Origin of the sequence: Pseudomonas sp. LW8 (assembly GCF_041956865.1) — a bacterium.
GTDB lineage: Bacteria > Pseudomonadota > Gammaproteobacteria > Pseudomonadales > Pseudomonadaceae > Aquipseudomonas > Aquipseudomonas siliginis.
Genome location: NZ_CP168138.1, coordinates 2085551 through 2104360 on the forward strand (window position 1 = coordinate 2085551; position 18810 = coordinate 2104360).

Here is an 18810-nt window from a genome sequence, read left to right on the forward strand (position 1 = left end):
TAATTCAGATCCGACATTGTTTTCCAATAGATGCAGCGACCATTTGGTTTTGTCGCTTGTCCTGAACGGCGGTCCATCCGCAAAACCTGTGGGAGCGAGCCTGCTCGCGAAGGCGTCTTTCCAGTCACATCATCGGCGACTGTTACACCGCTATCGCGAGCAGGCTCACTCCTACAGTAGAGCGGTGCAAAATTCAGGTGAGTTTGATCCGCAGCACTTCGGCACATTCCTCAATCGACCGCCGTTGCGTCTCGGCGTACAACCCCAACTCATCAATGGTCGAACGCCCCAGCGCCTGTTCGAAAGCATGTCGATTGGAGTGTTCGGCGTAATGCGCCTGTGCGGCATCCCCCAGGTTCGACTGAAAAATCCCCGCCGCGCTCACCGGCAGGAAATCTTCGTACACCAGTGGCTCCGCTTTCACGTAGCCATCGCGCAATAAATCCTCCAGGGACGATTCGCCAAGTCCGTGCGCCGCGAGGCCCTTTTCCGTAGCGAAAAAACGAAAGTACGCCAGCCCCTGTTCGCGCATGCCCTCGATGCTGTCAGGAAATTCCGCAAAGTGCTGAGTCATCAGCGCGTCGTAGCGTGCGGCATTGGCTTCGTTAGGGAAGTCGCCCAATTCATCGCGAGCGGCATTCAACAAGCGGTCATACAACGCGCGACCCTTCGGCGTGAGGGCGGCGCCGCGTTGTTCGATTTCGCCGAAGCGCGCGCTGTGGCTGCCACGGGTTTCGGGCTGATCGGTGAAGGCGATCGGCTCGTCCAGCGCTTTGAAGCTGGTCTGGCGCAGCAGGATCGGGCAATTGCGGCGTGGTGGACCTTCGATCACCGCTTTGGGTGTGATGCCATGGGCAGGCATCTGCTCCTGAACGGTGTCGATGTCCAGCGTGCGCGGGGTCAGGTGATTGATATGCGGGCCTTTGAACGCAACGACATCGGCGACCAAGCGGTGCTGAGCGCTGAGTTTCTGGTACTGCGCGGCACTGACGGTGGCGCTGTGGTGCCAGCGAAAAGTCTCCAGGGCCTGTCGGACGAATTCTGCGGCTTCGTCGTCATTCAGTCCGCCTGCCGTTTCCGCCTGTTCAATCAGGCGCAACGCCTCTTCAGTAAAAATCGAACGACGGGCCAGTACCGACTCGGCAAACGAACGCAATTCGGCGTCTTCAATCAGCTCCAGGCGCAGCAACGAGGTAAACACGCGAAACGGGCTGACCTGCAGCGCTTCTTCATGCACCGCGCGAAACGCCGTTGAATGCACCGGCACACCGGCCGGGGTCAGGTCGTAATAACCCACCGGTTGCATGCCCATCACCGCGAACAAGCGGGCGAGGGTGGCCAGTTCGGTCGCGGTGCCTACCCGGATGGCGCCGTGGCGTTCCATGTCCAGGCGTTCGATTTCGCCGGTGCGCTTGAGCTGTCCGGCAATATCAGGCTGACGTGCCAGCACTTCGCGGTTGGTTTTTTCCACCAGTTCCATCAGCGCACCGTACAGCGGCACCTCTTCGCGGTACATGTCGGACATCGCTCGGGAGAAGCGTTGGCGGATCAGGTCGGGGCTGACGAACGGCTGCACGGTCATGAAAAAAATTCCTGCCACGGTGACGAAATGGATGCCGGAAAAGATCGCAGCCTTCGCCCACGCGGGCAAACGAAGAATCCTACGAACTTCATTCTGCCAACGACTGATCCACCAGCTCGATCCAGTGTCTGACCGGCGTGCGCCCGGCGCTCGCCAGATGGCTCTGACAGCCCACATTGGAAGTGACGATCAACTCCGGTCGGCCGCTTTCCAGGGCGTTGAGGCGCTGATCGCGCAGTTGCCGCGCCAGCACCGGTTGGGTCAGCGAGTAAGTGCCCGCCGAGCCGCAGCACAAATGGCCATCCGGCACTGGTGTGAGGTTGAAGCCGAGTCGGGTCAGCACGGCTTCCACGGCGCCGCCGAGTTTCAGTGCGTGCTGCAAAGTGCACGGGCAATGCACGGCGATGCGTCGTTCGCTGGCGGCGCACACTTGCTCCAGCGGTTCTTCGGCGATGATTTGCACCAGATCCCGAGTCATTTCGCTGATCCGCCGTGCTTTCGAGGCGTAGATCGGGTCGTCCGCAAGCAAATGCCCATAATCCTTGATGAACGCGCCACAACCGCTGGCCGTTTGCACGATGGCTTCGGCGCCATTCTGCAAGTGCGGCCACCAAGCGTCGATGTTCTGTCGAGCGCGGTCGAGACCTTTGGCCTGGGCGTCGAGGTGATAGTCGAGCGCGCCGCAGCAACCCGCCTCGCTCACCGGAGTGACGCTGATGCCCAGACGATCGAGCACCCGCGCGGTCGCGTCATTGGTGTTCGGCGACAGGCCCGGTTGCACGCAGCCTTCGAGCAACAACACCCGGCGCGGATGCCGAGGAGCGGGGCGCGACCCCATAACACCCAAGTGTTGCGGCAGTTTGCTTTCCAGCAGGCGCGGCAGCAACGGTCCAAAGGTCGCGCCCATGCGCAGCAAGCCTTTGAACAAACCGGGATTGGGCGCCAACGCACGCAAGCCTTCGCGCAGCAAGCGCTGAGCGGCCGGGCGCGGCACCGCGCTGTCGACTACTGCGCGGCCAATGTCGAGCAGGTTGTGATAATCGACGCCGGACGGGCAGGTGGTTTCGCAGTTGCGACACGACAGGCAGCGATCCAGATGCAGCTGCGTCTGCTCGGTGGCCGGTGCGCCTTCCAGCACTTGCTTGATCAGATAAATGCGCCCGCGCGGGCCATCGAGTTCATCGCCGAGCAATTGATAGGTCGGGCACGTCGCGTTGCAGAAGCCGCAATGCACGCAGGTGCGCAGGATCTTTTCCGCTTCGCCAGCGCGGGGCAATTGCCGCGATTGCTCGCTGAGGGTGGTTTGCATGGCTAAACCTCCGCGTACATTCGCCCGGGGTTGAACAGCCCTTGCGGGTCGAGTTGTGCCTTGAGTTGCCGGTGGTAGCGCAGCAGGGTTGGCGCCAAGGGTTGAAACGGCGAATCGGTGGCGCCATGGGTAAAGCACGTTGCATGGCCGCCCAAGGAATGGGCGAGTGCGTGAATCTCAGAGCTTTCGGATTTCACCCAGCGTTGCGCGCCGGCCCAGTCGATCAGTTGCTCGCCGGGCAGCTCGAGCGGGCCGAGATTGTTCGGCAATGACAGGCGCCACAGCGGCAAACCTTCGTCGAAAAAACTCAGGCGCTGTTCGTTGAGGTCGCGCCAGAAAACCGAGTCCAGCGGCTCGCCGCCGAGGCGTTGATGCGCCGCCGTTACCGAACCTTCGCCGCCTTCCAGACGCAGATACAGGCTCTGGCCATCGTGACATGCCGCGCTGATCGGCAGCGGTTGCTGGCCCCATTCGGCAAGTTTGCTCAAGGCCCGAGCGCAGTCGATATCGAGGCGAATGCTCAGGCACTGGCGCGGTTTCGGCAGGACTTTCAGCGACACTTCGGTGAGCACGCCGAGGCAACCGAAACTGCCGGCCATCAGTCGCGACAGGTCATAACCGGCGACGTTTTTCATCACTTCGCCACCGAAGCGCAGATGCTGACCGAGGCCGGTGATCACCCGCGTGCCGAGAACGAAGTCGCGTACCGAGCCGGACCACGGCCGGCGAGGTCCGGACAGTCCCGTGGCGACCATGCCGCCGACCGTGGCGCTGTCGGCGAAGGATGGCGGTTCGCAGGGCAACATTTGCCCGGCGTCATCCAGCGCCGCAAGCAGCGCGGACAATGGCGTGCCGGCACGTGCGGTGACCACCAGTTCGGTCGGATCGTATTGAACGATGCCGCGATGAGCACGGGTGTCGAGCACTTCGCCGGCCACCTCGCGACCGAGAAAGGCCTTGCTGTTGCCGCCCTGAATCTTCAGCGGCGTGGCATTGGCCCGCGCGGCGTTGACCTGATCGAGCAGGGCGTTGGCGGCGTCGAAATCAGCCATCAGAATCGCTCCAGCTCGGGGAAGGGCAGTTGCCCGGCGTGAATGTGCATCGCGCCGAATTCGGCGCAGCGGTGCAGGGTCGGAATGTTCTTGCCGGGATTGAGCAAGCCCTGCGGATCGAACGCGGCTTTCACTGCATGAAACAGCAGTAACTCGTCGCTGTTGAACTGCGCGCACATCTGATTGATTTTTTCGCGGCCGACGCCGTGCTCGCCAGTGATGCTGCCGCCGACCTTCACGCACAGTTCGAGGATCTTGCCGCCCAATGCCTCGGCGCGATGCAGCTCCCCCGGCTGGTTGGCGTCGAACAGAATCAGCGGATGCATGTTGCCGTCGCCGGCATGGAACACGTTGGCCACGCGCAAGCCATATTCCTCGCCGAGGCTGGCGATACCTTGCAGCACAGCGGGCAATTCGCGGCGCGGGATGGTGCCGTCCATGCAGTAATAATCCGGCGACAACCGGCCGATCGCCGGAAACGCATTTTTGCGCCCGGCCCAGAAACGCACGCGCTCGGCCTCGTCCTGGGCCTGGCGCACTTCAGTGGCGCCGGCTGCTGTCATGACTTCGCGCACCCGCTGGCAATCGTCGTGCACGTCGGCTTCGACACCGTCGAGTTCGCACAGCAGAATCGCCTCGGCGTCGACCGGGTAACCGGCGTGGATAAAATCTTCGGCGGCGCGAATGGCCAGGTTGTCCATCATTTCCAGGCCTCCGGGAATGATCCCGGCAGCGATGATTTCGGCAACCGCTCGGCCGGCCTTCTCGACTGAATCGAAACTGCCGAGCAGGACCTTGGCGACTTGCGGTTTGGGCAGCAGCTTCACCGTGACTTCGGTGATGATCCCCAGCAGGCCTTCGGAGCCGGTGAACAAGGCGAGCAGGTCAAAACCGGCTGAATCAAGCGCCTCGGAACCCAGCGTCAGACGTTCGCCCTCGATGGTCAGCACTTCGATTTTCAGCACGTTGTGCACGGTCAGGCCGTACTTGAGGCAATGCACGCCGCCAGCGTTTTCCGCGACGTTGCCGCCGATCGAACAGGCGATCTGCGATGACGGATCCGGCGCGTAATAAAGGCCGAATGGGGCCGCCGCCTGGGAGATAGCAAGATTGCGCACCCCCGGCTGAACCCGCGCGATACGTGCAGCGGGGTCGATGTGCAGGATGTTGTTGAACCGCGCCATCACCAGCAGCAGGCCCTTTTCCAGTGGCAGCGCGCCGCCGGACAAGCCCGTACCGGCACCCCGCGCGACGACAGGCACGTTGCTTTGGTGGCAGAGTTTCAGCAGGGTTTGCACTTGTTCGAGTCGACGGGGCAGGGCGACCAGCATCGGCGTGGTGCGGTAGGCGGAGAGACCGTCGCATTCGTAGGGTTTGAGTTCATCTTCGCGCCAGAGGATGTCCAGGTCCGGCAGGGCTTGTTGCAGAGCCTTGAGCAATTCGCCCTTGTTCACCTCGGGCAACGGACCGTCGAGGCGTTCGTCGTAAAGGATGTTCATGGGAACGCCAACCTTCTGTCTCCGCTGATCGTTCCCACGCAGAGCATGGGAACGATCAGGTGCGCAACCTGGGGCATTGCGAGTATCCATCTTCATCGCTGTCGTTCCAGAAACTCCCCGTACAGCCGCGCGGTATTTCCCGGCTGTTCGACCATCGGCATGTGCCCGACGTGATCCCACACATCCACTTCGAGATTGGCGATGCCTTTGCTCCACACCGGCACGCTGCTGACGTCGATCAGGCGATCCTTGCGCCCCCACAGCAACAGCGCCGGGCATTTGATCTCGGCCAGTTTCGGCTCCATCGGCGGGCTGGCGCGGAAGTCGCGGAAGATTTCTTCGAGCTCGTCACGTTGTTGCTCGTAGCGCTGGGCGACGGCGTCCAGCACCAGCTTCGGCACCCACGGCGGCGACTCCATGGTCATCGCGTAGAAGCGCTGAAATTCTTCGCGGGAGTTGATCAGGAACGGATTGTGCCCGCGCGCCAGATGGCGCTCCATGTCGCTCGGCTCCGGTGCGGTGACGCCGGCCGGGTCGATCAAGGCCAGCGAAGCGATTCGCTCCGGATAGGTCGCCGCCAGCCACGCGGCGATATAGCCGCCCATGGAATTGCCGATGACATGGACTTTCTCCACGCCGCAGACATCGAGCAGTTGAATCATGCGTTTGGCCTGAACCGCGATGTCATAACCGCCGCCAGCCTTGAAGCCAGTCTCACCGTGGCCGGCCAGATCCGGAATGATCACCCGATACTGACGGACGAAATGCCGGGCGCAGCGCAGCCAGAGGTTTTTATCGGCGCTGAAGCCGTGCAGCATCAGGATCGCGCTGGACGCCTCGTACGGCCCGCCTTGCCAGGTCGACACGGTCATCTCGGCGATCGGCACTTCGATCTTGTGCAATTTGTACAACCTGGCCTCGCTGGCCATGGCCAGGTTGTACAACCAATGGCCGACCGCCGGGTAACTCAACCAGCTCCAGGCCACGAAAACCGCGAGTGCGACAAACAGCAAAAGCATCGACGTCTTCCTTATACGTGTTCAGGACAAAATATGGTCGGCCGGTTTCAGCGCCCGGGTCAGCAGGTGATAGCTGAAACTGAAGCCGGGAAACATCGCGATCACATGACCGCTCTTGCTCTGGTACCAACTGTGGCAACCACCGGATTTCCACACCGTGCGCTGCATTTCCCGGTGGATCATTGCAGTGTAGGTACGTTCTGCGTCACGGCGCACTTCGATGCTGCGCAGGCCCTTGGCTCGTACGGTGCGGATGCAGTCGAGGATGTAGTTCATCTGCGATTCGATGATGAACAGCGCCGAAGTGTGGCCAATGCCGGTGTTCGGCCCGGTGACGATAAACAGGTTGGGGAAATCCGGCAGGCTGGTGCCGAGGTAGGCGCGCGGGTATTCGGCCCAGACATCTCTGAGTTGCACCGCGTTTTTGCCGCTGACCGGGTAGGAAATCACCCCGTCGGTGGCGTCGTAACCGGTGGACCAGACGATCAGATCAACATCGAGATGCTCGCCGTCCACGGTGTTGATCCCGCTTTCGTCGATCGAAGCGATGCCGTGCTCGCGACTGTGCAACGTGACGTTGGCGCGGCTCAGCGCCGGGTAGTACGTGCTGGACACCAAAACGCGTTTGCAGCCGATGGTGAAGTCCGGAGTGAGTTTTTGCCGCAGCAGCGGGTCCGGAACCTGGCGCTTGAGAAAACGCAGCGCATGTTGTTGGACCAGATGAATCGCCGGTCTCGAGTATTTGAAGGCGATCACCCGGGTTTCGAATTGCCAGTAGATCAGCCAGCGCAGCAGCTTGTACGCCGGCTTCAGACCGAGCAGCCAGCGCTGGAAACGGCCGAATTTGCGATCGGCACGCGGCAGCACCCAATGCGGCGTGCGCTGGAATACATGCAGGTGTTCGACTTGTGGCGCAATCGCCGGGATCACCTGCGCGGCGCTGGCACCACTGCCGACGATCGCCACGCGTTTACCGCGATAGTCGTAGCTGTGATCCCAATTGTTTGTGTGAAAAGTCTTGCCTTGAAAGCGATCCATCCCGGCAAAGTGCGGGATGACCGGCTGACTCAATGGCCCGGAAGCGTTGATCAAAAACTGCGTGTGAAAGATGCCTTTGGCGCGGGTGTGCACCGTCCAGTGTTTTTCCGCCTCGTCCCACTCGACGCGCTCGACATCCGCCCCCAGCTCCACGCGCTCGCGCAAACCGAACTGCTCGATCAGCTGTTCGGTGTAGCGACGCAGTTCCGCCTGTTCGGCGAACATCTGCGACCAGCGGTAGGGCGCGAATGACAGCGAATACAGCGGCGACGGTACGTCCACCGCTGCGCCGGGGTAGGTGTTCTGGCACCAGGTGCCGCCGAAAAAATCGCGTCGCTCGAGAATGCGAAAGTCGTCGATTCCGGCCTTGAGCAGGTTGACCGCCGCGCACTGGCCGCCGAAACCGCTGCCGATGATCAACACAGCGTAGGTATGCATGTGCCCCCTTTTTATAGTTGTTTTTCCATTTCCCCTCTTTCATTTATAGCCAACTCTGGGCCGCGCGTGCGGCGCTGATAGCGCTCTATTCAGGCCGCTGGCCGGTGATGGCTATTTAGCGGCGCCCTGATAGACTCCGGACACATCCTTGTCGGGATGTAACCATGCATCGCGCGGTCGAGGCCCTTATGGGAAATACGCGAGGAAAGGGACTTTCACTGGCCAGGAGGCTGTACAGGTCGCGGGTGTTCGGGCTGCTGCTCGGGCTGATGTGTGTCAGCGTGGCGATGCACGCGCTCGATCCGCCGCTGTGGGTGTGGGGCCTGATGCTGTTCAACGGCCTGGTCTGGCCGCATCTGGCCTTTCAATGGGCGCGAAGCTCGAGCGTGCCGTTTCGCGCCGAACACCGCAATTTGCTGATTGATGCATTCATGGGCGGCTTCTGGGTCGCCGCCATGCAGTTCAATCCCTTGCCCAGCGCTACCACGATTTCGATGATGGCGATGAACAACGTCGCCATCGGTGGCGGGCGTTTTTTGCTGGCGGGCACGGCGGCACAGCTATTCGGTATGGGCGTGGGGCTGGTGGTGTTTGCTCCGGCGTTCATTCCACCGACATCGCCGCTGCAGCTGTACGCCTGTTTGCCGTTGCTGTTGCTGTATCCGCTGGCGCTGGGCTGGATCTGCTTTCGCCAGGCCTCGACCCTCGGTCGGCACAAGCGCGAGCTATTGGCGTTGAGTCGCACCGACAGCCTCACCGGCCTGCTCAATCACGGCGCGTGGAAGGATCAGCTGAACCTCGCGTTCCAGCGCTGCAAACGCCAGCAGCAGGGCGCGGCGATTGCGCTGATCGACATCGACCACTTCAAAGCGATCAATGACACCTATGGGCATGTCGCTGGCGATATCGTCCTGCGCCAGTTGAGCAAACTGCTCAAACAGAATCTTCGCGCCACGGATGTGGCGGGGCGCTATGGCGGGGACGAGTTCTGCGTGATTTTGCCGGAGCTGCCACTGTTCAACGCGGCTCAGGCGATGGAAGCCTTGCGCGAGCGTTTTGCGGTGATGGGCTACGAGCAGAACCCGGCGTTGAAGGTCAGTCTGAGCATTGGCCTGGCCGCGTACGACCCGAGCCATGCCGACGCCACGCGTTGGCTGGATGAGGCCGATCAGGCGTTGTACGAAGCCAAGGCCAGTGGGCGCAATCGGGTGATCTGCAACAGCGACAACAAGCCGAGGCAGGCGCTGCTGGATTCGGTCTGACGGGCGAGCTGATACCTGTGGGAGCGAGCCTGCTCGCGAAAGCGCTGGGTCAGGCGGTATCAATATCGTTTGCCACGACGCCTTCGCGAGCAGGCTCGCTCCCACCGGGGTATGTGTTGTCGGTTAGATCAGTGTCGCATTCGCTATAGAGCCTCGCGCCGATGTCGGTTACGGTTGAATCCCTCCGACACGAAACAAGGACTGCTTCATGACGTTCTCCTTTCCCCGCTCTCTGCTGGCCGCCAGCCTCGGTCTGTCCCTCGCATTCTCGGCCGCAAACGCCGCCGAACCGCACAAACAAGTGCTCGCCGATGCCGAGCAGTATCAGCCCGAAGCCCTGAAAATGTTGGAGCGACTGGTCAATATCGACTCCGGCTCAGGTTATGAGCCGGGCCTGAAACAGGTCAGCGACATTGCCATCGATGAACTGAAAAAACTCGGCGCCACCATCGAACTGGTGCCCAACACCCCGGAAAAATCCAACCACGTGCTGGCCACGCTCAAAGGCACCGGGAAAGCGAAGATTCTCCTGATGGCGCACATGGACACTGTGTTCAAGGAAGGCTCCGCCGCCGAGCGGCCTTTCCACATCAAGGACGGCCGCGCCTACGGGCCGGGTGTAATGGACGACAAGGGCGGCATCGTCGCCGGCATCTACGCATTGAAAGTGCTGAAGAACCTCGACTTCAAGGATTACGCGCAGATCACCTTCCTGCTGGATGCCAGCGAAGAAACCGGCTCGGACGTCGCCACCGACCTGATCAAGAAAACCGCCAAACAGCACGACGTCACCCTCAACCTCGAACCGGGGCGCCCGGCCGATGGCCTGGTGGTGTGGCGCAAGGGCAGTGCGACGGCGCTGGTCGAAGTCAAAGGCAAGGCCGCCCACGCCGGCGTCGCGCCAGAGTTGGGACGGAACGCGGCGATGGAAGCGGCGCATCAGATTCTGCAACTGGGCAAGCTCGGTGACGAGGCGAAGAAGACCACCATCAACTTTACCGTGCTCAAGGCCGGTGATCGCACCAACGTGATTCCTGATCAGGCCACGGCCAAAGCGGATGTGCGTGCGGCAGTGCCGGAGGAATTTGATCGCATCGAGAAGGATCTGGCGCGGGTCTCGCAGGACAAGTTGATTGCCGATACCGAAGTGAAAACGTCCTTGCAGCGCGGTTTGCCGCCGATGCCACAAACGGCCGAGTCGGATCGCCTGATGGCCATGGCCCAGGGAATTTACGGCGAGATTGGCCGCAAGCTGACCGAGGAGGGCAGTGGTGGCGCGGCGGATGCCAGTCTGTCCGCAGGCGTAGGGACGCCGACGCTGGATGGCTTCGGCATTGTCGGCGGCAATATTCACACGCCTGAGGAATATGCCGAGGTGGCGAGCGTGGCGCCGCGGATTTATTTGTTGTCGCGGATGATAATGGAGTTGGCGAAGCCGCGGTGATGGGGTTTGCGGTGTGACGAGGCCGGGCGGGGTGCCAGAGAAATCGGCCCCTCACCCTAACCCTCTCCCGGAGGGAGAGGGGACTGACCGCGTTGTTTGTGGTCCATGTGGCAACCGCCAGATCAAGTTGAATTCAAATTCGCATTCAACGCGATCTCTCACGTCGGCGTAGATCCAGAGCATCCCCCAATCAGTCCCCTCTCCCTCTGGGAGAGGGCTAGGGTGAGGGGCTTTTGTGGGAAAAGTGGCAGTCGAGGACGGCGCACAAAAAATACCGAAAAGTCCGACAGAAGCTCTCGTTGCGGCCGTCGGGCGCGGCTCTTATAGTCTCGGTTCGCAGATAACCCTGCGACGATCTTGGCCGGTCGAATACAGAACCTGACCTTTCTGGAGTGAACTCTATGACCGACCAGGTAATGCCGCGCTACCTCCCCATCGACACCTACGACGCCGAATCCCCGGTGCTCTTCATCAATACCCACACTGAACTCAGCGACATGGCCGCCTGTGCGATGCACCGGTTTTTGGTCGTGCGCGATCTGGCCGACACTTTCGCCAGCCTCAACCTCAAGGGCATCTCCGATTGTGATCTGACGCGGGTGACCAGCGCGGTTCATCTGCTGATGCGCGAGGGCTGCGCGATTCTGAATGTGATTCAGGCGCGGGCGGCGCAGCGGTAGGAGGGGTATAAGACGCCGGTTTAGCGGTGCCGCAATAGACGCTTTCGCGAGCAGGCTCGCTCCCACAGGGGACCGCATTTCAACTGTGGGAGCGAGCCTGCTCGCGAAGGGGCCGGTGCAGCGTGTGCATCACTCCTTGACGCTCATGTACTCCTTGGCCCAGAGAATGTATTCCTCCGGCTGGGTATAGGTGTGGGTCAACTCGGTCGCGCTCAAATCGGAGGCCTGGGTGAAGATCTGCCGCTGTTCGCGCAGGCTGTCGTAGGTTGCTTTGATCGCGGCGAAGTAGGCGCCATGGCCGTCGATGGTCACGCGCACGCCCAGTTCGGCCAGGCGTTTGTCGTCGCGCAGGGCTGGGTTGCCGTAGGTGACCAGCATCAGCGGCACGGTCAGATGCTCGGCGATCTGTTCCAGCTGATCGAAGTCCTGCACGCCGACCATGCAGATACCGTCAGCGCCCGCCGCCTGATATTGGCGGGTGCGGCTGATGATTTCCTGATTCGGCAGAATGCCGGCGTTGGTGCGGGCGATGATGGCCATCTCGGTGTCGACCCGGGCTTCCAGCGCCGCGCGGATCTTGCCGACGCCTTCGGCCACGGTGATCAGGTCGGTGGATTTGCGCCCGAATTGCGCGGGCAGCAGGGTGTCTTCGATGGTCAGTGCAGCGACGCCAGCGCGTTCCAGTTCGACGATGGTGCGCATCACGTTAAGAGCGTTACCGTAGCCGTGGTCGGCGTCGGCGATCACTGGCAATTGGGCGACGCGGCCAATGCGCGTGGCCTGTTCGGCGAATTCGCTGAGGGTGATCAGGGCGAAGTCCGGCGCGCCAAGCACCTGCAGGGAGGCCACGGAACCGCCGAGGATACCCACTTCAAAACCCAGGTCAGCGGCGATGCGGGCGGACATCGGGTCGAACACCGAAGCCGTGTGGTAGCAGGTGTCGGAGGCCAGCAGCTGACGGAAGTTACGGCGCAAATCTTGATGGGAAAGCCTGGTCATACGAGTTCCACCAATACATAAGGAATGGAAGGGCTTGAGCAAAGGTGTCAACGCCGAAGAGTGAAAAGGCTATCACGCGAATGGGTCAAGAATCATGACGAATTTGCGCGGCAGGACTGGCGGCTGAAAGGTTTAATCTCCCGTGCTGGAAATATCAGGCCGCCACGGCATGTTGCTGTTGATGGGGCAGGAGCACTGCGCGCACTGAATTGCCCGGCTGAAGTTGCAGGCGTTTGGCGGTGAGACGATCGACAACCAGGCTGTTGCCCACCAGTCGACCGGGGGCCACGGTGATACGGCAGTTTTCCAGCCGGCGGTTGTGAATCAGCCATAGCGGCGCCTGCTCGTCCGGGGTGCCGAGGCTCAGGGTCAGTTCGAGGCTGTCGCGCACCGTGCGGATGCTGCGGATCGGCGCTTCGATGACCGGGCCACCGTCGAAAATGTCGATATAGCCTTTGTGCGTGAAACCTTCGGCTTGAAGAATCTTCAACGCCGGCTGGGTGTTCGGATGAGTCTGGCCGATCGCGGCCTGCGCCTGTTCGGTGAGCAGGCAGGTGTACAGCGGCTGGCGCGGCATCAGTTCGGCGATAAAGGCTTTGTTGCCCAGGCCGGACAAGTGATCGGCGTGGGTGAAATCCATCTGGAAAAAGTGTCGGCCGAGGCTGTCCCAGAACGGTGAGCAACCGTTTTCATCGGCACTGCCGCGCAGCTCGGCGATCATCTTCTCGCCAAACAGGTGCGGAAACTCGGCGACGAACAGCAGGCGCCCCAGCGACAACAGTCGACCATTGCTGCCGCTGCGCTGGTCATGGCGCAGGAACAGCGAGCACAGCTCCGATTGGCCGGTCAGTTCGTTGTTGAGGAACAACGTTGGGATCTGCCGCTGAATGCCCAGGTCCGGTGCCGAACTGACGGTCACCCCGAGCCGGTAGTTGTACCAGGGCTCGCGCAGGCCAACGGCGCCGGCCATCGCGCTGACACCGACCACGCGCTGCTCATCATCCTCGAGGACAAACAGGTAATCGGCATCGGCGCGCTCCACCTGTTCGGCGAATGCGCGCTGTGCCCAACGCACTCGATGTGCGAGGCGGTCTTCGTTGGCCGGAAGGGTGGTGAAACCTGGCCCTGCCTGTTCGACGAGGGTCATCAAGGCTGGCAGGTCGCTGACTTTTACCGGACGGACAATCATGCTCCAACTCCTTTGGCGTACCGATTCAGGCGCGGATGGCTAACGCGGCTCACAGAGCGACCAGCCGTATCGAGCTGCCTTCGCTGACTTTCAGTGCCGCGCAGATGGCGGGTGTCAGGGGTAGCGGTTGATCAGGGTGATAGTCGAGTTCGGTGACAATCGCGCGGTAGTCATGCAGGGCGTCGTTGCTGAGCAGATAACGGCCGTGTGCGGCGGTTGATGCTTGTTGTCGGACGATGGCCGTTTGGCTGCCAGCGATCGAACGAATGTTTGCGGTGCGCGCATACAGCGTCGGACCGGCGTCGAACAAGTCGATGTAGCTGTTGGTTTCGAAGCCTTCACGGGCGAGGATGTCGAACGCTTCCTGGCCGTCCGGGTGCACGCGGCCGATGCATTCCTGCGCTGCTGGCGGCAGCATCGGCACGTAGATCGGGTATTGCGGCATCAGTTCGGCGAGGAACGTGCGGCTCTGCAATCCGCACAGACGCTCGGCTTCCGCGTACGGCAGGTCGAAAAAGTGCTTGCCCAGCGCATCCCAGAACGGCGAGTGACCATGCTCGTCGCTGTAGCCGACGATCTCGGTGATCACCGCCTCGGAGAACCGCTGTGCATGCGCAGCAATGAACAGCAGGCGCGCTCGCGACAGCAGTTCAGAAAACGGCGTGCGCACCAACGCGGTGTCAATGTGGAAACCGCGCAGCAAGGTATGCCCGCTGAGGTCATGGCACAGCGACAACGCCGGCACGCCGTGCTCGATGTTCAATTCCCGCGATGCACTGGTGAAATGGCGGTTGCGCAGGCTGTAGAACGGCTCCTTGAAGCCTGCGGTGGCAAGGATTTCCGAGCAGCCGACCAATTGCTGGCGTTCGAGATCTTCCAGTACAAAGAAATAGTTTTCCGGCCCCTGGGCTGTGGCGGCGCTGTCGAAAGACGCGCACGACGCGGCGATTTTTTCGCGCAGGTGTTCGCTGTCATCCGGCAGCGAAGTCACCCCGATCAGGCTCTCGCGGGCCAGGCGCTGTAGCTGGGGCAGATCATTCTGCTCGACTGGGCGTAAGACCAGCATGGATGTACTCCTGTATCAAAAGGTTCGGCCGATTCGCCGAACCTGACTATCACTGTCGGTGTCCACGCGTTGAATCGGCGGTCGCCTGATTTGTTGTCAGACGCCGCTCTTTTTCTTGTCAGCCTTTGCTCGGATCGGGCAGCGCTGTGCTGGCGCCGAGCTTGTTGAGGAAGAACAGGTACACCAGGCCCAGGGCAATCCAGATCAGGCCGAGTTTCTGCGCATCGACGCCCATGTTGTACATGATGGCGGCGACGATGATGAAGCCGATCACCGGGCAGAGCAGATGGCGCACAAACTGTCCCGACTTCTGCCGACGCCAGTAGTGGTTGATCACCGTCAGGTGCAGGAGCATGAAACCGCTGAGGGCGCCGAAGTTGATCAGCGAGGTGAGGATGTCGACCGCGTCGATGAACAGGTAGCAGATCAGCAGCGACAACACCGCCACCAGATAAATGCTCAGGTACGGCGTGTTGTGTTTCGGGTGGACCTTGGCCAGCACCTTCGGCAGCTTGCCGTCGCGGGCCATGCCGAACAGCAGACGCGAGACGGCGGCCTGCGAGGTGATCGCTACAGCAACGCCCCAGGCCAGCGCCGTGGCGACGGCGGTCAGGGTCGCCAGCCAGCTGCCAGCGGCGATTTCGGCAATTTCATAAAACGCGGTGTCGGCGGATTTGAAGCCCATGCCCGCCGCCAGATCGGTGGCAATCCACGTCTGTACGACGAAAATCGTGCCCATCACCGCCAGGGTGATCAGCGCTGCCTTGCCGACGCTGCGGCCCGGATCTTCCTTGATTTCTTCGGCGAGGGTGGAGATCGCGTCGAAGCCGAGGAACGACAGCACGGCGATCGACACCGCTTGCATCAGCAGAGCGAAGTTGAAGGTTTCCGGGTGATACAGCGGCGCCAGCGTCAGCTCACCGTTACCGCCACCGTTGTGCAGGGCGTTCCAGGCGTAGAACAGGAAGATCCCCAGCACCACCAGTTGTGCCAGCAGGAACAGCATGTTCATCCGCGCGGTGAAGGTGATGCCGCGCAGGTTGACGAATGTTGCGCTGACCAGAAACGCCAGGATGAAGCCGACCTTGGGAATGTCCGGGTACAAATGGTTGAGCGCCATCGCCGAATACAGGTACAGCAGCGGCGGAATCAGCAGGTAATCGAGCAGCATCAGCCAGCCAGCGATGAAGCCGACGTGTTGATTAAGGCCGCGTTGCGCGTAGGAATATACAGAGCCGGCAACCGGAAAGGCCTTGGCCATGCTGCCGTAACTCAGGGCGGTGAACAGCATCGCCACCATGCCGATGATGTACGCCAGCGGCACCATCCCCGGTGCTTCGGCGTTGACGTAGCCATACACACCGAACGGGGCGATGGGGATCATGAAGATCATCCCGTACACCACCAGATCGGTCAGCGTCAGGCTACGTTTCAACTCTTGCTTGTAGCCGAATTCTTCAATTTCCATGAAGCGCAACTCCTTGTCAGCCATCGGTCGGTTTATGTTTTATCGGTCCATCGTTTACAGCAAAGGTGCGAGGTAACCTGCCCAGCGCGAGACCGCTTCGGGGCTGCGCAGCAGATCATTGCGCACCTCGATCAGCACCGCCTCAAGGCCCCGGGCATCGCCGTGCACCGGCACGGTCATGTCGCCCAAGGGATCAATTCTGTACGGCTGGTTGCCCGCCACCTTCAGCGGATGCACTTGCAGCCCGTCGAGCAAACGCAGGGCATAGTCCCGGGCCTGGCCGAACAACACGCCGACTTCCAGTGGTCGCGGCTGGCCGTAATACACCGGGGTAAAACTGTGAATGCCGACCACACGCACCGGCCGGCCTTTGGCAATGCGTTCATCGATCAGCGTCTGCAAGCGCGCATGAAACGGCTTGAACAGGGTCTGCCGGCGGTATTCGCGGGTCGCCTCATCCAGCTCGCGGTTGCCGGGTATCGGGTAGATCTCGCTCTGCAGCGGGATGCTGTCCGGAGCATGGCGCGGGCGGTTGAGGTCGATCAGCAGCCGTGAATAATTGGCGCTGAGCAACGTAGCGCCAAGCTGTTCCGACAACTGTTCGGCCAGTTGCAGCGCGCCGATGTCCCAGGCGATATGTTCGCGCGCGGCCGCCTCGTCCAGGCCCAGATTGTTCAGGGCGTCGGGGATGTATCGACTGGCGTGTTCGCACACGAGGATCAACGGATTCGTCGAGTCCTCGCGGCTCAGGGTGTAGACCGGGCGGGTATACAACCCCAGCTCAGCGGATTCAGTACAGGCGTGCATAGTGCTCACACAGGTCAGCGGGCGAGAGCTGTTCCGTCAGCGCCAGTTCCTCGGTTTTCAGGGCGTAATACGTGTCGAGCAACGGCTTGGGCAGCCATTCATTGAACGCTGCACTGTCGCGCAGGCAATCCAGCGCCTGGGCCAGCGAGGCGGGCAGGGCGACGATGCCCCGGGCCTTGCGTTGCTCGTCGTTGAGTGAATCGGGAATTTCATCGGTGATCGCGTTCAGCGCCAGACGTTGTTCGATGCCCAGCCGCCCGGCAATCAGCAGTGCGGCCATGGCCAGATGCGGCGAGGCGGTGGCGTCCATGGCGCGGAACTCCAGGTTGAACTGCTGCGCGGCGGACTTGCCGGCCAAGGTCACGGTCGGGCAGATGCGAAGCGCCGCTTCACGGTTCTGCTGCCCCAGACACGCATACGACGCGCTCCAGTGGTGCGGCTGCAAACGCTGGTATGACAGCGGCGTCGGCGCGGTGAACGCGCACAGCGCCGGTAGAAAATGCAGGACTCCGGCAGCCCAATGCTGGCCGATGCTCGACAGGCCGTTGCTGGTGCCGGCGTCGTACAACATCGGCTGGCCGGCCAGGTCGAGCAGGCTGATGTGCAGGTGCACACCGTTGCACACCGCTTCGGCGGCAGTCTTCGGCGCAAAACTCAGGTCGAGGCCCATTTGCCGGGCGATTTCCCGGGTGATTTCGCGCACGTTGACCGCACGATCCGCCGCCGCTACGCCAAGAGTCGGGCGGCAGGTGATTTCGTATTGGTGCTTGCCGTATTCCGGCAGAAACATTTCCGGCTCGACGCCGCCGGCGCGCAGGGCACTGAGCAGCCAGCCGCCGAATTCGGCGCCCTGGCGCTGCGCTTCGAGAGAGAACGCCGCGTGTTCGGCAATGCCTGCGTGCAGGTTGAATTCATGTTCGAAGGCGGCGTTGACCTGCAACCCCAACTCATCGTGATAGCGCTCGATTTCATCGCGCAGCAATGTGCGTGGGCAGGCGCCCCAGGCCTGGCCGTCGGTCTCGCGAATATCGGCGTGGATGAAATCCAGCACCGGTGCATTGGCGTCCGGGCCGCTGCCGACAGTGACGCGGCTGCTCAGATCCGGAATCAGCCGCAGATCGCCGTACGCGCCCCACGGACTGCTCGAAGCGATGATGTCCTGCGGCGTCAACGCGCTGTTGGCGGGGACCCAGCCGCATCCCGCTGCCTGGTAATGCTCCAGCTCATCGGTAGGAAACGAGCGGCCCCGGGTGATGCCGATCAGGTCAGTTGTCACCAGCGTGGTCATCGGTAAAGGCGTCAGGCGCGGGCTCATGGCTGCATCTCCCGCAGACGACCGAGCACGGTGTCGGTGTCGGTGATCCAGCAGTAACCCTTGATCGCGTTGAGGCAGGCGTGATGGCGTTCAGCTGTGTAAGTGGCGCAGGCATCCTCCACCAGCGTGACCAGATAACCACGGTCGGCGGCATCGCGCACGGCCATGTCCACGCATTGGTCGGTGACGATGCCGGCGATGATCAGATGGCGGGTTTGCAGATTGCGCAGCACGTAATCGATGTTGGTCGAGTTGAACACCCCGGAGGAGGTCTTCGGCAGCACGATTTCGTTTTCGGTCGGGGTCAGTTCAGCGATGACCTGAGCCTGCACGCTGCCCTTGGGCAAGTGCATGTCAGACAGTTTGTGATCCAGCGAGCGGTCGCGACCGTCGGCGGTCAGGCTTTCGATAATCGTGTGCAGCACGTTCTGCTGCGCCTGACGAAAGGCGCCGAGCAGGCGCTGTTGGTTGGGTACCACCTGGCTGCGCGTGCGCTGGAGAAAATACTCGGCATCCGCGCCGCTCAGGTGCGGGTCGAATTGCGGTTCGAGCCAGGCGCGCTGCATGTCCACCAGCAACAAAGCGGTGTGGTCGGTCGCAAACGGCAGGTCCCGTGGCGAGCGGTGGGGAAGGCTGAACATCC

At 61.7% G+C, this 18810-nt stretch carries 16 protein-coding genes; 3 read left to right on the plus strand and 13 right to left on the minus strand.

Going from position 1 to position 18810, the window contains the following annotated elements:
• Nucleotides 1-193: 193 nt before the first annotated feature.
• From AB9L16_RS09385 to AB9L16_RS09410, 6 genes are all read right to left on the minus strand, one after another.
• Nucleotides 194-1582, minus strand: a complete 1389-nt coding sequence (locus AB9L16_RS09385) for a VOC family protein (RefSeq protein ID WP_375123419.1) — start codon at nucleotides 1580-1582, stop codon at nucleotides 194-196.
• Nucleotides 1583-1670: 88 nt separating this feature from the next.
• Entirely contained in the window at nucleotides 1671-2891 is a 1221-nt protein-coding gene (gene glcF / locus AB9L16_RS09390; RefSeq protein ID WP_375123420.1) for a glycolate oxidase subunit GlcF, read from the minus strand.
• Nucleotides 2892-2893: 2 nt separating this feature from the next.
• Complete coding sequence (glcE, locus tag AB9L16_RS09395; protein WP_252869183.1) at nucleotides 2894-3943, minus strand: glycolate oxidase subunit GlcE; 1050 nt, start codon at nucleotides 3941-3943, stop codon at nucleotides 2894-2896.
• Entirely contained in the window at nucleotides 3943-5442 is a 1500-nt protein-coding gene (gene glcD, locus AB9L16_RS09400; protein ID WP_252879848.1) for a glycolate oxidase subunit GlcD, read from the minus strand. The genes glcE and glcD overlap by 1 nt, the downstream gene beginning before the upstream one ends.
• A 92-nt stretch (nucleotides 5443-5534) precedes the next feature.
• A complete protein-coding gene (locus AB9L16_RS09405; protein ID WP_016774118.1) occupies nucleotides 5535-6461 on the minus strand; it encodes an alpha/beta fold hydrolase in 927 nt (308 codons plus the stop codon).
• Between the two features lie 21 nt (nucleotides 6462-6482).
• Complete coding sequence (locus AB9L16_RS09410; RefSeq protein ID WP_375123421.1) at nucleotides 6483-7937, minus strand: flavin-containing monooxygenase; 1455 nt, start codon at nucleotides 7935-7937, stop codon at nucleotides 6483-6485.
• 188 nt (nucleotides 7938-8125) lie between these two features.
• Between AB9L16_RS09410 and AB9L16_RS09415 the strand changes: the two genes are divergently transcribed.
• From AB9L16_RS09415 to AB9L16_RS09425, 3 genes are all read left to right on the plus strand, one after another.
• On the plus strand, nucleotides 8126-9199 hold the full coding sequence (locus tag AB9L16_RS09415; RefSeq protein WP_150635710.1) for a diguanylate cyclase: 1074 nt from the start codon (nucleotides 8126-8128) through the stop codon (nucleotides 9197-9199).
• Nucleotides 9200-9407: 208 nt separating this feature from the next.
• Nucleotides 9408-10643, plus strand: a complete 1236-nt coding sequence (locus AB9L16_RS09420) for a M20/M25/M40 family metallo-hydrolase (RefSeq protein WP_056784596.1) — start codon at nucleotides 9408-9410, stop codon at nucleotides 10641-10643.
• Nucleotides 10644-11044: 401 nt separating this feature from the next.
• Nucleotides 11045-11323: a hypothetical protein gene (locus AB9L16_RS09425; RefSeq protein ID WP_095179553.1), complete on the plus strand. Its 279-nt coding sequence runs from the start codon at nucleotides 11045-11047 to the stop codon at nucleotides 11321-11323.
• A 129-nt stretch (nucleotides 11324-11452) separates the two neighbouring features.
• Here the strand turns inward: AB9L16_RS09425 and AB9L16_RS09430 are convergent, their stop codons facing one another.
• From AB9L16_RS09430 to AB9L16_RS09460, 7 genes are all read right to left on the minus strand, one after another.
• Complete coding sequence (locus AB9L16_RS09430; RefSeq protein WP_016774123.1) at nucleotides 11453-12322, minus strand: oxaloacetate decarboxylase; 870 nt, start codon at nucleotides 12320-12322, stop codon at nucleotides 11453-11455.
• 154 nt (nucleotides 12323-12476) lie between these two features.
• Nucleotides 12477-13511: an arginine N-succinyltransferase gene (astA, locus tag AB9L16_RS09435; protein ID WP_150742760.1), complete on the minus strand. Its 1035-nt coding sequence runs from the start codon at nucleotides 13509-13511 to the stop codon at nucleotides 12477-12479.
• Between the two features lie 49 nt (nucleotides 13512-13560).
• Nucleotides 13561-14577 (minus strand): arginine N-succinyltransferase, encoded by a 1017-nt coding sequence (locus tag AB9L16_RS09440; RefSeq protein ID WP_375123422.1) that lies wholly within the window; start codon nucleotides 14575-14577, stop codon nucleotides 13561-13563.
• A 118-nt stretch (nucleotides 14578-14695) separates the two neighbouring features.
• Nucleotides 14696-16045, minus strand: a complete 1350-nt coding sequence (locus AB9L16_RS09445; protein WP_076567476.1) for an APC family permease — start codon at nucleotides 16043-16045, stop codon at nucleotides 14696-14698.
• A 54-nt stretch (nucleotides 16046-16099) separates the two neighbouring features.
• A complete protein-coding gene (locus tag AB9L16_RS09450) occupies nucleotides 16100-16852 on the minus strand; it encodes an N-formylglutamate amidohydrolase (RefSeq protein ID WP_252887676.1) in 753 nt (250 codons plus the stop codon).
• Nucleotides 16836-18167, minus strand: a complete 1332-nt coding sequence (locus AB9L16_RS09455) for a glutamine synthetase (RefSeq protein ID WP_375123423.1) — start codon at nucleotides 18165-18167, stop codon at nucleotides 16836-16838. The genes AB9L16_RS09450 and AB9L16_RS09455 overlap by 17 nt, the downstream gene beginning before the upstream one ends.
• Entirely contained in the window at nucleotides 18164-18808 is a 645-nt protein-coding gene (locus tag AB9L16_RS09460) for an isochorismatase family cysteine hydrolase (RefSeq protein ID WP_056784610.1), read from the minus strand. The genes AB9L16_RS09455 and AB9L16_RS09460 overlap by 4 nt, the downstream gene beginning before the upstream one ends.
• Nucleotides 18809-18810: the final 2 nt, after the last annotated feature.

Coding starts and splice junctions, on each gene's coding strand:
- AB9L16_RS09385 (WP_375123419.1), bottom strand. CDS start 1,582: ATGACCGTGCAGCCGTTCGTCAGCCCCGACCTGATCCGCCAACGCTTC.
- glcF (WP_375123420.1), bottom strand. CDS start 2,891: ATGCAAACCACCCTCAGCGAGCAATCGCGGCAATTGCCCCGCGCTGGC.
- glcE (WP_252869183.1), bottom strand. CDS start 3,943: ATGGCTGATTTCGACGCCGCCAACGCCCTGCTCGATCAGGTCAACGCC.
- glcD (WP_252879848.1), bottom strand. CDS start 5,442: ATGAACATCCTTTACGACGAACGCCTCGACGGTCCGTTGCCCGAGGTG.
- AB9L16_RS09405 (WP_016774118.1), bottom strand. CDS start 6,461: ATGCTTTTGCTGTTTGTCGCACTCGCGGTTTTCGTGGCCTGGAGCTGG.
- AB9L16_RS09410 (WP_375123421.1), bottom strand. CDS start 7,937: ATGCATACCTACGCTGTGTTGATCATCGGCAGCGGTTTCGGCGGCCAG.
- AB9L16_RS09415 (WP_150635710.1), top strand. CDS start 8,126: ATGGGAAATACGCGAGGAAAGGGACTTTCACTGGCCAGGAGGCTGTAC.
- AB9L16_RS09420 (WP_056784596.1), top strand. CDS start 9,408: ATGACGTTCTCCTTTCCCCGCTCTCTGCTGGCCGCCAGCCTCGGTCTG.
- AB9L16_RS09425 (WP_095179553.1), top strand. CDS start 11,045: ATGACCGACCAGGTAATGCCGCGCTACCTCCCCATCGACACCTACGAC.
- AB9L16_RS09430 (WP_016774123.1), bottom strand. CDS start 12,322: ATGACCAGGCTTTCCCATCAAGATTTGCGCCGTAACTTCCGTCAGCTG.
- astA (WP_150742760.1), bottom strand. CDS start 13,511: ATGATTGTCCGTCCGGTAAAAGTCAGCGACCTGCCAGCCTTGATGACC.
- AB9L16_RS09440 (WP_375123422.1), bottom strand. CDS start 14,577: ATGCTGGTCTTACGCCCAGTCGAGCAGAATGATCTGCCCCAGCTACAG.
- AB9L16_RS09445 (WP_076567476.1), bottom strand. CDS start 16,045: ATGGAAATTGAAGAATTCGGCTACAAGCAAGAGTTGAAACGTAGCCTG.
- AB9L16_RS09450 (WP_252887676.1), bottom strand. CDS start 16,852: ATGCACGCCTGTACTGAATCCGCTGAGCTGGGGTTGTATACCCGCCCG.
- AB9L16_RS09455 (WP_375123423.1), bottom strand. CDS start 18,167: ATGAGCCCGCGCCTGACGCCTTTACCGATGACCACGCTGGTGACAACT.
- AB9L16_RS09460 (WP_056784610.1), bottom strand. CDS start 18,808: ATGTTCAGCCTTCCCCACCGCTCGCCACGGGACCTGCCGTTTGCGACC.